This window comes from Ectothiorhodospira haloalkaliphila ATCC 51935 (assembly GCF_000633935.1).
GTDB classification, from domain to species: domain Bacteria; phylum Pseudomonadota; class Gammaproteobacteria; order Ectothiorhodospirales; family Ectothiorhodospiraceae; genus Ectothiorhodospira; species Ectothiorhodospira haloalkaliphila.
On sequence record NZ_KK214995.1, the window covers coordinates 58,451 to 71,579 of the forward strand.

Here is a 13,129-nt window from a genome sequence, read left to right on the forward strand (position 1 = left end):
CTCCTGCAGCAAAGCCCGCATAATTCAACGCCTTTCCGGCGCCCGTGCGCCGTCAATACCGAGCAATGGTGACCTGCACCGGTCCCCTCGCGACAACAAGCTGTGAACCCCGCCAGGCCCGGAAGGGAGCAACGGTAGCAGTGGACTTGGGCGCCGGGGTGTGGCTGGTGTGGGTTGCCACCCTTTCGAGGCCATGCCGGGCTTGGCACTCTTCAGCGACCCGCAACGAGATCCATGAGCTATCAGGTCCTGGCCCGCAAGTGGCGTCCCCGCACCTTCGAACAACTGGTGGGTCAACCCCACGTGGTGCGCGCCCTCTCCAATGCCCTGCGTGAAGATCGCCTCCATCATGCCTATCTGTTCACCGGCACCCGTGGCGTGGGCAAGACGACCATCGCCCGCGTTCTGGCCAAATGTCTCAACTGCGAAACGGGCATCACTGCTCAGCCCTGCGGCCAATGCAGCGCCTGCCGTGAGATCGATGAGGGCCGCTTTATCGACCTGATCGAGGTGGACGCCGCCTCCCGCACCCGCGTGGAAGACACCAGGGATCTGCTGGAAAACGTGCCCTATGCCCCCACCCGGGGCCGCTTCAAGGTCTACCTGGTGGACGAGGTGCACATGCTCTCCACCCACAGCTTCAATGCCCTGCTCAAAACGCTTGAAGAACCGCCGCCCCACGTCAAGTTCCTGCTGGCCACCACGGATCCGCAAAAGCTACCGGTGACCGTGCTCTCCCGTTGCCTGCAGTTCAATCTCAAGGCCATGCCGCCGGAGATGATCCAGGGCCATTTGCTCCAGTTGCTGGAGCGGGAAGGCATCCAGGCCGAGTCGGCGGCGGTGATGCAGGTGGCCCGGGCCGCCTCGGGCAGTATGCGCGACGCCCTGAGTCTGCTGGATCAGGCCATCGGTTTCGGGGGCGGCGTACTGCGCGAGGCCGAGGTGCTGGACATGCTCGGTGCCATCTCCCGAGACCATCTGAATCGGCTTCTGGAGGCCCTGGCCGAGGGCGATGCCCGGGAACTGCTGGCAGCGGTGGACGCGCTCTCGGAGCAAGCGCCGGACTATGGCGCAGTGCTGGGGGAAGTGATCACCCTGCTGCATCATCTGGCCCTGGTTCAGCAAGTGCCCGAGGTGGCGGACAGTCTGCCCGATGACCCATCCATGCTCAGGGACCTGGCATCGCGCCTGTCACCTGAGGATGTCCAGCTGTTCTATCAGATCGCCCTGATGGGGCGTCGCGACCTGCCCCTGGCGCCGGAGCCCCGCGCGGGTGTGGAGATGGTGTTGTTACGCATGCTGGCGTTCCGGCCAGCGGAGGCCGCGCAACCGGTGGCTGCTGCCACCCAGACGCCTTCGCCCGTGCCTGCTGGCAAACGCCCACCTGCGTCGTCACCCGGGCCAGAACCCGTCTCCGCGCCTGCATCGACACCTTCCGAGGTCCCGGCGGCCCCTTCGGTCCCGGCTTCCGGGAGTGGCGAACTGGACTGGCCACAACTGGCCGCCAGCCTGGGGCTCGGGGGGATCCCCGGTCAGCTGGCCAGCCATTGTGCGTTGTTGCGCTACGATGGCGGTGAGTTGGTTCTGGGCCTGGCACGTCAGCACGATAACTTCAGGACCACCAAGGCCCAGGACAAGCTGCAGGAAGCCCTGCGCCGGCACCTGGGCGACGAGGTGAAGCTCACCATCCAGGTAGGGGATGCCCAGGGAAATACCCCAGCGGCCATGGCCGCGCGTCGCGATGCGGAGCGTCAACGGGCGGCCGAGCAGTCCATTGACCAGGATCGTTGGGCCCAGGGACTGAAAGATCAGTTCGACGCAGAATTGATCCCGGGTTCCGTGCGCCCGCGCGATCGGGAGTGACGCCCGGCCCGGTTCAGGTCATGGATTCGGGCTGGCGATGATGTTTCATTGACCCCGAGGCTTTACACTAGGCCTCTTGATTCCACTGACGTACGTAAGGTGAAGATATGCTGAAAGGCGGACTTGGCAATTTGATGAAGCAGGCCCAGAAGATGCAGGAAGACATGGCCAAGGCGCAGGCTGAACTGGCCGAGATGGAAGTGACCGGTGAAGCCGGCGGCGGTTTGGTGAGCGTGGTCATGACCGGCAAGCATGCCGTCCGCAAGGTGGGCATCGACCCCAGTCTGCTGGAGGATGACCGCGATATGCTGGAGGACCTGCTGACTGCCGCCATGAATGACGCCGTGCAAAAGGTTGAAGACATGACCCGGGAACACATGGGCAACCTGACCCAGGGCATGGGGCTGCCCCCGGGCTTCAAGATGCCTTTCTGAGCCCGCCGTGGCCGAAACCTCTTTGCTGGAGCGCCTGGTGGAGGGCTTGAGATGCCTCCCCGGCGTGGGCCCGAAATCCGCCCAGCGCATGGCATTGCATGTGCTGGAGCGGGATCGCGAGGGGGCTCTGCGCCTGGCGGCTGTGTTGCGCGAGGCCGTGGAGCGCATCGGCCACTGTCGGGTGTGCCGCACCCTCACCGAGCATGAAGTCTGTCATCTCTGTGCCGATTCGAGTCGTGACCGGCAGGTGATGTGTGTGGTTGAGGCGCCTGCGGATGTACTGGCCATCGAGCAGGCCACCGGCTTTCGCGGTCAGTACCATGTCCTGCTGGGGCAGTTGTCTCCCCTGGATGGCGTGGGCCCCGAGGAACTCGGTCTGGATCAACTGGAGGCGCGACTGGGCGAAGGGCAGGTGACTGAACTGATCCTGGCCATGGGCACTACCGTGGAGGGGGAGGTGACAGCCCACTACATCAGTGAAATGGCCCGGTCACGGGGTATCCGCACCACCCGAATTGCCCATGGGATCCCCCTGGGGGGCGAGCTGGAATATGTGGACCGTGGAACCTTGTCTCATGCCTTTGACGGGCGCCGGGAATATTGAATGAGCGGACACGCCATCCGCCTGAAAACCGTGATGGGGAATGCATGACCGATTGTATTTTTTGCAAGATTGCCGAAGGCACCATCCCTGCCGACAAGGTGTATGAGGACGAACTGGTCGTGGCCTTTCGTGACCTCAACCCAAAGGCGCCGGTGCATGTGCTGGTGATACCGCGCAAGCATATTGCCACCCTCAACGACCTGACCGAGGAAGATCATGCCGTCCTGGCCCGGTTGCAGTGGGTGGCCACTCGCGTGGCACAGCAGGAGGGGATCGCTGAGGATGGCTACCGAACCGTGATGAACTGCAATGCAGACGGTGGACAGTCCGTCTACCATGTACACTTGCATGTGCTGGGCGGGCGCCAGATGGAGTGGCCTCCGGGCTGACCATTCACTGAGGATCGCTGAAATGAACAAGTCTCTCTCCACTCTATGCCTGGGCGCGGTGCTGTCGTGCGCAGCAGGCGTGAGTGCGGACGAGGCACTGCATCCGGCGCTATCTCCTGGTGTCAACCTGTCTCAGTGGGATGTCCCCAGTGCCTGGGGGGGCGAGTCCGAGGTAGGGCCGCGATTCACCGTGGGGCCGTATTGGGAGAATTTCCTCACCCAGGGTAACGGACACCTGAGGGCCCTGGACGGGCGTCTTTTCCGCGAGAGCCTGGATTATGACCTGCGGCGTCAGGCCGATCGTGTACCGGCACCCAGGGGGCGCATGACGGGGACTGGCATCGAGGCCGTGGGAGGCTACCAGTTGGGCTATGTGGCTGACCGGGTGCGTTACGATCTGGTACTGGGCGTGGGCTATGACCGGGTTCGCCAGGCCTGGGACCGGGGATTGCAGAGTGCCGGTCGGGTCGGTGGCTTCGAGGATGAACTGCACCCCGTTTTTTACACCCGCATCGGGGCAGGCCCGGTCTTCGAGACGGAACAATGGCGCGGACGTTTGCATATGGGCCTGAAATACCCCCTGGACCTGGATGACGAGCTGGACCTGACCTCCCTGATGTTTGGTCAGGACCCGGCTCACATGTCCCAGTACCACTCCGGGAGTTTTGTGAACTTCAGCAACCTCTTTCTGCTGAGGGGCAACGAGTTCCGCCTGGACTTCTACTACGACCGCTATCGGCTATCATCTCCGGGTCTTGGGGGAGGCGGGCTTGACGCATCGGGGCTGGATTGCCTTGATTGTGGCACCGGCTCCACCCAGAGCAATGTGGAGATCTTCGGTATCGAGATGGGCGTGAATTTCTAGCCATCGGAGCCACCGGCCGATTCACCCCGGAAGCAGATTCCGGTAGCTCTCATATCGTCGTGGGCTGATGTGCCCGGCCTTCACCGCCTCGATCACCGCACAGCCTGGTTCCACCGTGTGGCTGCAGTCCTGAAATCGACATTCGCCCGCCCGTTCTCGAAGCTCCACGAAGCCCTGCACCAGCGCCTCCCGGGACGCAGGCCCGGGCGTGAAGTCACGGACACCAGGGGAGTCGATCAAGGCGCCACCACATTCCAGGGGATAGAGCGTGGCATTGGTCGTGGTATGCCGCCCACCTTCGCCCCCCATCTCGGAGAGGGCGCCGATGCGGATCTCCAGGTCCGGCAACAGTGCCTTGACCAGGGAAGACTTGCCCACCCCCGACTGACCCACCAGCACACTCACCCCCGAAGACAGTGCAGCCCGGAGCGTATCCATGCCCCGATCGTTCGGGACACTGGCGTGTATGACGTCGTAACCCAGGTCCCGATACTCGGTCAGGGGTGAGGGCAACGGGCTTCCCATGGGCAGCAGGTCCACTTTATTGAACAGGATCACGCCCCGGGCGGGCATGCGCTCGATGGCCGCCAGATACCGATCCACCAGCGACCAGTTGGGTTCCGGAGCCGGCGCAATGACCACCACCACCTGACTCAGGTTGGCCGCCACACTCTTGTGGTTGCCGCGAGGGTCAACCCGTTCCAGCAGGTTGGTGCGTGGCAGGATGTCGGTGACCACGCCGTGCCCCTGTGCATCCCGATGCCACTGCACCCGGTCATTGCACACGCCATGCTCCAGGCGCCGGCGGGTGGTGCAGCGGTGGACCGCTCCCTGGTCGTCTTCCACTAATACCTGTGATCCGAAGCGGGTGACCACCCGGCCGGCCATGGATTGGGTCATTGTGTGTTCCGTGGGTTGTCTAAGTGTGCAGCAGCTGATCCACCTTGGCGGCACAGATGAAATCATTCTCCGACAGGCCGCCAATGGCATGGGTGGCGAAATCCACCCGGCATTGATTGTAACTTACGGCCATGTCCGGGTGATGATCCTGCTGGTGGGCAATCCAGGCCACGGCATTCACGAATGCCATAGTTTCATGATAGTTCCGAAAGCGCACCGTGCGGCTCAATGTCCTGGCGTCCTCGGATAGCTGCCAATCGTTGGCGAGCTTATCCATCATTCCCTTGGCTGCGCTCTCATCAAGAGGGGCGACCCCACCTTCGCAGGGTACGCATTGCTTCTGGCTCAGTGACTCATTCATGCAACCTCCCAGGGCGGCGCTGGCCGCCTCGAAAATGTGCGTCTCTACGGTGTAGACTGTGCCACAGTCGTCACGTTCGAACAAAAAAGGAACCCCATGAGCCCTCACCCGGATAACCTGGTCTGGATTGACCTTGAGATGACCGGTCTGGACCCCCTGTCGGACTACATCATCGAGATTGCCACCATCGTCACTGACAAGAATCTCAACATCCTGGCTGAAGGGCCGGTCATCGCCATTCATCAGAGCGAGGAAATTCTCGGCGGTCTTGACGACTGGAATCACAGCACGCATAGCCGCTCCGGACTCCTTCAGCGGGTGCGGGGCAGCATGTACAACGAGGTGGATGCCGAGCAGGCCACCCTGCGTTTTTTGAGGGAATATGTGCCGGCACGCACATCGCCCATGTGCGGCAACACCATCTGCCAGGATCGGCGTTTCCTACACCGCTGCATGCCCGACCTGGAAGCATTCTTCCATTACCGCAACCTGGATGTGAGCACGCTCAAGGAGCTGGCGCGGCGTTGGGCGCCGGAAGTGCTCAACTCCCTCTCCAAGGATGCCACGCACCAGGCCCTGCAGGACATTCGCGATTCCATCGCCGAGTTGCGCCACTACCGGGAGCACCTGCTCAAGGTTTAGCCGGGCTCAGGGTTCGATGGGGGTGTCCGGGCGGTTGCCCCAGTCGGACCAGCTTCCGGGGTAGCCACGCACCTTCTCGAAGCCCAGATGCCTGAGCACCAGCCAGGTGTAGGCGGAACGGTGATGGGTGTGACAGTAGGTGACGATCTCCCTGTCGCGGGTGAGGCCCTGGGTGCCCAACTCCTGCAGCAGCACCTTCTCCGGGCGCAATCGAAGGTCTCGGTCCTCATCCATGGCCCGAGTCCATTCGTACGAAATGGCGCCGGGGATGTGCCCGCCACGTTCGGCGCGGACATCGCTGCCATCGAATTCCTCGGGGCTGCGGGCATCCAGAAATGCCACGCGGGGATCGTGCAGATGCGACAGGATCCAGTCTCGATCGGCTACCTGTGAATGGTCAAACGTGCCCACCGGGTAGTCGCCCGGATCAATGCTGGGTTCCTGGGTGGTCACCGGCATGTTTTCCCGGCGCCAGCCTTCCAGCCCCCCATCCAGCAATGACAACCGCTCATGACCCACCACTGCCAGGGTCCACAGCAGACGCGAGGCCTTGCCACCTCCCTCGTCATCATAAGCCACCACGTGACTGCCGGGATGAATGCCCAACTCCCGGAATAGCTGCTCCAGATCATGGGCTTCGGGAATCATGCCCATGGCCGGGGGGTCATCCCTCAGCAGGCGAGGGTAATCCAGATGCACGGCGGCAGGCAGATGCCCCTGGGCGTAATGGTCCGCCTCGCTCACATCAATGATTCGAAGAGTGGCATCCTGAAGTCGGGCCTCAAGAGCGCGCGCATCGATAAGCAGTGGTGTCTCAAGCAAGGGGGGCTCCGGGGGCATGGTGGATTCCTCAAGAAGATCACGCATGGGGCAACTCCCTACCCGGGGTGCCCCCGGGCACCAGCAAGGTGGGAATGCCATCCAGTGCCGGATCGGTATCGGGATAATCGATGGTGTAGTGCAGGCCCCGGCTCTCCTGCCGGGAGAGCGCGCTGCGGATGATGATCTCTGCCACAACGGCCAGGTTACGCAATTCGATCAGGTCGTTGCTCACCCGGAAATTGCTGTAATACTCCTGGATTTCTCCCTGGAGTAACTCGATGCGGCGCAGGGCCCGTTGCAGACGCTTGCTGGAACGCACGATGCCCACGTAGTCCCACATGAAACGGCGCAGCTCATCCCAGTTGTGCGAAACCACCACCTCTTCGTCGGAATCAGTGACCCGGCTCTCGTCCCAGGGGGGTATCTGGGCGTCACGGGTGACGTGATCCGTGTGCGCGAGAATGTGTGTTGCGGCTGAACGGGCGAATACCAGACATTCCAGCAGCGAGTTGCTGGCCATGCGGTTGGCCCCGTGAAGCCCGGTGTAGGCCACCTCGCCGATGGCGTATAGTCCATCCAGGTCTGTGCGTGCGCTGAGGTCGGTGACCACCCCACCACAGGTGTAATGGGCGGCGGGCACCACCGGCAGTGGGTCGCGGGTGATGTCGAAGCCGAATTCCAGGCAGCGCTTGTAGATGGTGGGGAAATGCCCCTTGATGAAGTCGGCCGGTTTATGGGAGATGTCCAGGAACAGATGATCGGCTCCCAGGCGCTTCATTTCATGGTCGATGGCCCGGGCGACGATGTCTCTCGGAGCCAGCTCGCCGCGGGGGTCGAAATCATGCATGAAAGGGTCGCCATTGGGTAGCAGCAGGCGGCCGCCTTCGCCGCGTACTGCCTCGGAGATGAGGAAGGACTTGGCCTTGGGATGGAAAAGACAGGTGGGATGGAACTGCATGAACTCCATATTGGCCACCCGACAGCCGGCCCGCCACGCCATGGCGATGCCGTCACCCGTGGAGCCATCCGGGTTGCTACTGTAGAGATACACCTTGCTGGCACCGCCTGTGGCCAGCACCACGGCCGATGCGTCGAAGATCTCCACCTGCTGGCGGTCCAGGTCCAGCACGTAAGCACCCAGGCAGCGCTCTCCGGGCAGGCCGAGTTTGGCGCTGTTGATCAGGTCGACGGCGATGTGATGTTCGAACAACTGGATGTTGTCGTGACGTCGTACCTGTTCCACCAGGGTGGATTCGATGGCCTGGCCGGTGGCGTCGGCGGCATGGACCACGCGGCGGTGGCTGTGCCCTCCCTCGCGGGTCAGGTGCAGCTGCACCCGGCCATTCTCGGTGGGTTCGCGCGTGAAGGGGACGCCCAGGTCCAGCAGCCACTGGATGCTTTGGGGTCCGTTCTCCACCGTGTGGCGCACCGCCTTTTCATCGCACAGGCCAGCTCCTGCGCCCAGCGTGTCGCGTACGTGAGCGTCGATGGAATCTTTCCGATCGAGCACCGCCGATACGCCCCCCTGGGCGTAGAGGGTGCTGCCTTCGGTGATCGGACCCTTGCTCAGTACCGCCACCCGGCGCTCCGAGGCCAGGTGCAACGCCAGGCTCAGGCCGGCGGCGCCACTGCCAATGATCAGGACATCCGCTGACTGGCGCTCGGGCGCCTGGGTATCTTCCTGCATGGGTTTACAGCCTCGCGTAAGATGTCAGCCTCGATTGATCCGTCCGGGGTGTCATGGGGCACTTCCGGTTGTCCTGGGAGTACCCGGGTCCGTCAGGGCTCGGGCCTTGGTCACGGGGCGCCTCCCAGGGCGGCCCTTGCTTGAGGCTATGTTGTTATATGGGTTATTTTGTCACAGTTTTTCGCGCTGTCACACGTGCCGGGGGGCGGGCTCAAAAATTGACCTATGCCAAGCATTTGCGGGAAAAGACCTGCAGATGGGAAAGTGTTTGTCCCATTTGCCAGAACTTAAAGAGGGTTTTCATGTCCATCGCAGTTAGGGTACAGGAGGTGCCCTTAGAGGGGGAGTGCCCGCATGGGCAATAAAGTTACCGACGAGGAATTGGTCAGGCGTGTTCAGGCCGGGGACAAGAAGGCTTTCGACATGTTGGTGCTCAAGTACCAGCACAAGATCGTCAATCTGGTCTCACGCTACGTGCATGACCCCTCCACGGCGCTGGACGTGGCCCAGGAAGCCTTCATCAAGGCCTATCGGGGCCTCGCGAATTTCCGTGGAGATAGCGCTTTTTACACGTGGTTGTACCGGATCGCGATCAACACCGCGAAGAACTATCTGGTGTCACAAAGCCGCAGAACACCGGACTACGAGGTGGATGCCCAGGATGCCGAGCAGATGGGCGGCGAATCGGCTCTCAAGGAATATGCAACCCCGGAAGGGGAAATGATGTCAGATGAGATACGCGTGGCCGTTCAGGAGGCCATTGGCGGTCTTCCGGAAGACCTGAGAATCGCCATCACGCTGCGTGAACTGGAAGGCATGAGTTACGAGGAGATCGCGCAGACCATGGGGTGTCCCATTGGCACGGTGCGGTCCCGAATTTTCAGGGCCCGGGAGGCGATTGACCGAACCTTGCGGCCTCTGCTGGATTAAAGCTCTACATAAGCGAGAAGTCACATGACAGCCACTAAAGAGGAAAGACTCTCTGCACTGGTCGACGACGAGGCCGATGCATTCGAGCTCCGCCGGCTGGTGGACGAGATGGAGAAAAACCCCGAGGACCTGTCCCAATGGGGGCGTTACCACCTCATCGGGGACGTCATGCGTGGGAATACCCTGCGCGCCCCCGCGGGTTTCAGCGACCGGGTGATGCAGGCCATCGAGGAAGAGCCTGCGCCCACCGTTTCGCCCTGGGCGAGACACGGTCGGATGCTTAAACCCGTGGCTGGCATGGGCATGGCGGCCGCTGTCGCCGTGGCAGTGCTGGTGGGTGTGCAGAACTTCACCGGCGATGCCCGTGATCCAGGGTCTGCTGAACCGGCGATGGCGGGCACCGAGTCCGACCTTCGTTCGGTGCAGTTCGGGCAAGGTCAGCAGCCGCGCTATCAGTCCGTCTTCCCCTCGGATACCCGCAGTACCCAGGTTCAGCACTCCCCGGTGGAGATGGGTGGTCATCGGGCGCTGCGCATCGACATGGGCGACGCCCGTTTCAACAGTTACCTGATCAATCACACGGAATCGACAGTAGGGGCCGGGGTGTTTCCCCAGACGCGAAACGCGGGTCACGGCGCTTCGGGTGAATGATCCGATGATGCGCAGGCTCCCAGCCTGTCTGGCGATGGCCGCATTGCTCGCCTCGGCGGTGGCCGCTGCGTCGGAGACGACAGCCGATGACCTGGTCGCAAAGATGGTCCGTGCAGTGGACCAGTTGAATTATGAAGGGATTTTTGTCTTTTCTCAGGAAAACCGCATGGAGACCATGCATATCCTGCATGGCCGGGACGAGCAGGGCTCCCGTGAACGCCTGACGGCGCTTACCGGCGAACCCCGGGAGGTCATCAAGGATGATCATTCCATTACCTGCATTCGGGCAGACAGTGGCTCCGTGTGCATGGAGCCACGCAAGACACTGATGGGCATGCCCGGGATGAGTCCTCTGCGAGGTGGTACGGAGGGCCTGCGGGATAACTACCGCGTCAATGCGGGTGCGTCATACAGGATTGCGGGTCTCTCCTGTCGCGAGGTGGCCATCCTGCCCAGGGATGAGCTCCGCTATGGCCATCGCCTGTGTATCCATGAAGACTCGGGCATGCTCCTCAAGGCCCAGCTCCAGGGGCATGATGGTGGGGTGCTGGAGCAGTTCATGTTCACCCATATCGAATTCCCCGAATCGGTTGAAGAAGAACGCTTCCAGCCGACCCTGGAAGGCGAGGGTTTCACCGTACAGCGCCTGGAAAAAAGGGATCGCCCCGAACGGGAGGTCCTGGAGCCCGCTCCCCACTGGCATCTGCGCGATCTGCCCCGTGGCTTTGATGTCACCGCGGTACGCAAGCGAGCCATGGACGCCAATCCCCACCCTGTGCAACACATGGTGCTCTCTGATGGCATGGCCACGGTGTCGGTATTCATTTCCCGCGCAGAGCGCCCCGAGGACCTGCTGGTCGGCGTCACGCGTTCGGGTGCCCTGCATGCGGCCGCCCGGCCGGTGGGGGATTATCAGATCACCGTGCTGGGGGAGGTGCCGGCAGCAACCGTGCGCCTGATTGCCGAATCCGTCGTCCACGAGGAAAGCCCGTGATAGAAGAAACCGCCCGTGTGATTGCCGTGGATGAGCCGGGCTTTGCCTGGGTGGACACCCAGCGCAAGACCGCTTGTGGCTCCTGTGCCGTGTCCAGCGGCTGTGGTACCAGCGTGATCGCCAAGCTGTTCAGTGCCAAGCGCACCCAGGTTCGGGTCATCGACCCGCTGGGCGTCAAGCTGGGGGAGGAAGTGATGGTGGGTATCGAGGAGTCTGCCCTGGTGCGGGGCTCCCTGGCGGTCTACATCTTGCCCCTGATCACGATGTTGCTGGCTGCGTTGGTGGCTCAGGGGCTGTGGTCCGGTGCCGGTGAACTTCCGGTGGTGTTCGCCGGTCTGTTGGGACTGGGCGGGGGCCTGGGCCTTGTGGCCTTGTACACGCGACGGATTCGTCGTGACCCGCGTTTCCAGCCGGTGGTGGTTCGCCGCCTGGGTCCACCGGTGACGCCCGTGGAGGGTGTGCTGGCTCCCTGACGTGATAAGCACCAACCGACATTCAATCCACGGACCGACCTGCGAGCGCATGTTCATGATACCGAGCACTCGTTTCAAACTGTTTTTCTCTCTGGTTCTGGCCCTGGCGCTGATGTTTCCGGTGGCCGGCGCTGTGCAATCCAGAAGCCTCCCCGACTTCGTTCCCCTGGCAGAAGCCAACAGCCCTGCCGTTGTGAATATCAGCACGTCGCGCACCGTGGAGAGCCGAATGGGGCGGGGGCACCCTCCGATCGAACTACCGGACGGACTGCCCCAGGACGGACCTTTTGGCGATCTGCTGCGTCGCTTCTTCGGTGAAGAGGGACAGGGCGCACCCCGGCGCGAATTCGACTCCCGATCCCTGGGGTCAGGCTTCATCATCTCGGACGACGGCTACGTGGTGACCAACCATCATGTGGTGAAAGATGCCGACCAGATTGAGGTGCGCCTGAGTGACCGGCGTACCTTCGAGGCCGAATTGGTGGGATCCGATCCTCGTACCGACGTGGCCCTTCTGCGCATTGACGCCACCGACCTGCCCACACTCAAGCTCGGGGACTCCGAAGATCTCAAGGTGGGTGAGTGGGTGCTGGCCATCGGATCCCCCTTTGGATTTGATCACTCGGTGACGGCCGGCATCATCAGTGCCAAGGGTCGCAGCCTGCCCACCGAGAACTATGTGCCGTTTTTGCAGACGGACGTGGCCATCAACCCGGGTAACTCCGGCGGACCGCTGTTCAATCTGGATGGAGAGGTCGTAGGCATCAACTCCCAGATCTACAGCCGCACGGGGGGCTTCATGGGTCTCTCGTTCGCCATCCCCATTGAGGTGGCCATGGATGTGGTGGATCAGCTTCGCGAAACCGGGCGTGTCAGCCGGGGTTGGCTGGGCGTGATGATCCAGGAAGTGACCCGTGATCTGGCTGACTCCTTCGATATGGATCGTCCCATGGGCGCACTGGTCGCGCGGGTGTTGCCCGACAGTCCTGCCGAGGCGGCCGGCCTCAAGAGCGGAGATGTGATCGTGGGCTTTGCGGGTGAGGAAGTCCCCCGTTCATCCGCGTTGCCCCCCATGGTGGGGCGTTTCTCCATCGGCGAGACTGCCGAGGTGGACATATTGCGTGACGGCGCGCCCAAGAGCCTGTCGGTGAAGATCGCCAAACTCCCTGAGAATGATGACCAGGCTCGGGCACATACGCAGGCCCCCGTGGAGCCCCCGTCTGCCGCCATGGAGATGTTCGGCATGGATGTGGGGCCCGTGCCCGATGATATCCGCGAGCGACTGGACCTGCCGGAAGGCGGCGTGCTGGTGAAGGATGTAGCTCAGGGCGCGGCCCAGCGGTCGGGTATCCGCTCCGGGGACGTGTTGCTGATGATCAACAGCCATGCCCTGGAGTCACCGGAGCAGATGTCCCAGGTGATCGAAGACCTGCCCGCCGGGCGCTCCGCCCGGGTGCTGGTGCAGCGCCGTCAGGGTCCGATCTGGATGCCGCTGGAAGTGCCTGAGTGAGGCC

At 62.6% G+C, this 13,129-nt stretch carries 15 protein-coding genes and 1 other RNA gene; 12 read left to right on the top strand and 4 right to left on the bottom strand.

The genetic code is table 11. The annotated features are described in order from the left end of the window. Positions 1-76 precede the first annotated feature (76 nt). The 6 genes from ffs (at position 77) to ECTHA_RS0100255 (ending at position 4,155) form a co-directional block, all read left to right on the top strand. Positions 77-173, top strand: an RNA gene (ffs, locus tag ECTHA_RS19170) — signal recognition particle sRNA small type. Positions 174-234: 61 nt separating this feature from the next. Continuing rightward, positions 235-1,863: a DNA polymerase III subunit gamma/tau gene (gene dnaX, locus ECTHA_RS0100235; RefSeq protein WP_025281036.1), complete on the top strand. Its 1,629-nt coding sequence runs from the start codon at positions 235-237 to the stop codon at positions 1,861-1,863. A gap of 107 nt (positions 1,864-1,970) precedes the next feature. Continuing rightward, complete coding sequence (locus ECTHA_RS0100240) at positions 1,971-2,297, top strand: YbaB/EbfC family nucleoid-associated protein (RefSeq protein ID WP_025281037.1); 327 nt, start codon at positions 1,971-1,973, stop codon at positions 2,295-2,297. A gap of 7 nt (positions 2,298-2,304) precedes the next feature. Next, entirely contained in the window at positions 2,305-2,901 is a 597-nt protein-coding gene (gene recR, locus ECTHA_RS0100245) for a recombination mediator RecR (protein ID WP_025281038.1), read from the top strand. Positions 2,902-2,945: 44 nt separating this feature from the next. Then, a complete protein-coding gene (locus tag ECTHA_RS0100250; RefSeq protein ID WP_025281039.1) occupies positions 2,946-3,290 on the top strand; it encodes a histidine triad nucleotide-binding protein in 345 nt (114 codons plus the stop codon). A 22-nt stretch (positions 3,291-3,312) separates the two neighbouring features. After that, positions 3,313-4,155, top strand: coding sequence for a hypothetical protein (locus ECTHA_RS0100255; protein ID WP_025281040.1), 843 nt, complete (start codon positions 3,313-3,315; stop codon positions 4,153-4,155). A gap of 21 nt (positions 4,156-4,176) precedes the next feature. Here the strand turns inward: ECTHA_RS0100255 and rsgA are convergent, their stop codons facing one another. Then, complete coding sequence (gene rsgA, locus ECTHA_RS0100260; protein ID WP_025281041.1) at positions 4,177-5,055, bottom strand: ribosome small subunit-dependent GTPase A; 879 nt, start codon at positions 5,053-5,055, stop codon at positions 4,177-4,179. A gap of 19 nt (positions 5,056-5,074) precedes the next feature. Next, positions 5,075-5,416, bottom strand: coding sequence for a 4a-hydroxytetrahydrobiopterin dehydratase (locus ECTHA_RS0100265; RefSeq protein WP_025281042.1), 342 nt, complete (start codon positions 5,414-5,416; stop codon positions 5,075-5,077). Positions 5,417-5,512: 96 nt separating this feature from the next. Between ECTHA_RS0100265 and orn the strand changes: the two genes are divergently transcribed. Further along, positions 5,513-6,058, top strand: coding sequence for an oligoribonuclease (gene orn, locus ECTHA_RS0100270; protein WP_025281043.1), 546 nt, complete (start codon positions 5,513-5,515; stop codon positions 6,056-6,058). Positions 6,059-6,064: 6 nt separating this feature from the next. Here the strand turns inward: orn and ECTHA_RS0100275 are convergent, their stop codons facing one another. Both ECTHA_RS0100275 and nadB read right to left on the bottom strand, forming a co-directional pair. Beyond that, positions 6,065-6,925, bottom strand: coding sequence for a sulfurtransferase (locus ECTHA_RS0100275; protein ID WP_025281044.1), 861 nt, complete (start codon positions 6,923-6,925; stop codon positions 6,065-6,067). Further along, positions 6,918-8,567 carry an L-aspartate oxidase gene (nadB, locus tag ECTHA_RS0100280; protein ID WP_025281045.1) on the bottom strand — a complete coding sequence of 550 codons (1,650 nt, stop codon included), beginning with the start codon at positions 8,565-8,567 and terminating at the stop codon, positions 6,918-6,920. The genes ECTHA_RS0100275 and nadB overlap by 8 nt, the downstream gene beginning before the upstream one ends. 354 nt (positions 8,568-8,921) lie before the next feature. Between nadB and rpoE the strand changes: the two genes are divergently transcribed. The 5 genes from rpoE to ECTHA_RS0100305 are packed head-to-tail and all read left to right on the top strand — an operon-like array spanning position 8,922 to position 13,125. Continuing rightward, the gene (gene rpoE / locus ECTHA_RS0100285) at positions 8,922-9,497 is read left to right on the top strand and encodes an RNA polymerase sigma factor RpoE (RefSeq protein WP_025281046.1); all 576 of its coding nucleotides are present in this window, start codon (positions 8,922-8,924) and stop codon (positions 9,495-9,497) included. Positions 9,498-9,521: 24 nt separating this feature from the next. Beyond that, positions 9,522-10,148 (top strand): sigma-E factor negative regulatory protein, encoded by a 627-nt coding sequence (locus ECTHA_RS0100290; RefSeq protein ID WP_025281047.1) that lies wholly within the window; start codon positions 9,522-9,524, stop codon positions 10,146-10,148. A gap of 4 nt (positions 10,149-10,152) precedes the next feature. Beyond that, positions 10,153-11,142, top strand: coding sequence for a MucB/RseB C-terminal domain-containing protein (locus ECTHA_RS0100295; RefSeq protein WP_051582514.1), 990 nt, complete (start codon positions 10,153-10,155; stop codon positions 11,140-11,142). Further along, complete coding sequence (locus ECTHA_RS0100300) at positions 11,139-11,615, top strand: SoxR reducing system RseC family protein (RefSeq protein ID WP_025281049.1); 477 nt, start codon at positions 11,139-11,141, stop codon at positions 11,613-11,615. The genes ECTHA_RS0100295 and ECTHA_RS0100300 overlap by 4 nt, the downstream gene beginning before the upstream one ends. 55 nt (positions 11,616-11,670) lie before the next feature. Then, positions 11,671-13,125 (top strand): DegQ family serine endoprotease, encoded by a 1,455-nt coding sequence (locus tag ECTHA_RS0100305; protein ID WP_025281050.1) that lies wholly within the window; start codon positions 11,671-11,673, stop codon positions 13,123-13,125. Positions 13,126-13,129: the final 4 nt, after the last annotated feature.

Excerpts from the sequence above, each read along its gene's own strand:
- nadB (WP_025281045.1), bottom strand. The coding sequence starts at position 8,567 with ATGCAGGAAGATACCCAGGCGCCCGAGCGCCAGTCAGCGGATGTCCTG.
- ECTHA_RS0100290 (WP_025281047.1), top strand. The coding sequence starts at position 9,522 with ATGACAGCCACTAAAGAGGAAAGACTCTCTGCACTGGTCGACGACGAG.
- ECTHA_RS0100255 (WP_025281040.1), top strand. The coding sequence starts at position 3,313 with ATGAACAAGTCTCTCTCCACTCTATGCCTGGGCGCGGTGCTGTCGTGC.
- ECTHA_RS0100250 (WP_025281039.1), top strand. The coding sequence starts at position 2,946 with ATGACCGATTGTATTTTTTGCAAGATTGCCGAAGGCACCATCCCTGCC.
- ECTHA_RS0100305 (WP_025281050.1), top strand. The coding sequence starts at position 11,671 with ATGATACCGAGCACTCGTTTCAAACTGTTTTTCTCTCTGGTTCTGGCC.
- orn (WP_025281043.1), top strand. The coding sequence starts at position 5,513 with ATGAGCCCTCACCCGGATAACCTGGTCTGGATTGACCTTGAGATGACC.
- dnaX (WP_025281036.1), top strand. The coding sequence starts at position 235 with ATGAGCTATCAGGTCCTGGCCCGCAAGTGGCGTCCCCGCACCTTCGAA.
- rsgA (WP_025281041.1), bottom strand. The coding sequence starts at position 5,055 with ATGACCCAATCCATGGCCGGCCGGGTGGTCACCCGCTTCGGATCACAG.
- ECTHA_RS0100265 (WP_025281042.1), bottom strand. The coding sequence starts at position 5,416 with ATGAATGAGTCACTGAGCCAGAAGCAATGCGTACCCTGCGAAGGTGGG.
- ECTHA_RS0100275 (WP_025281044.1), bottom strand. The coding sequence starts at position 6,925 with ATGCGTGATCTTCTTGAGGAATCCACCATGCCCCCGGAGCCCCCCTTG.
- rpoE (WP_025281046.1), top strand. The coding sequence starts at position 8,922 with ATGGGCAATAAAGTTACCGACGAGGAATTGGTCAGGCGTGTTCAGGCC.
- ECTHA_RS0100295 (WP_051582514.1), top strand. The coding sequence starts at position 10,153 with ATGATGCGCAGGCTCCCAGCCTGTCTGGCGATGGCCGCATTGCTCGCC.
- ECTHA_RS0100240 (WP_025281037.1), top strand. The coding sequence starts at position 1,971 with ATGCTGAAAGGCGGACTTGGCAATTTGATGAAGCAGGCCCAGAAGATG.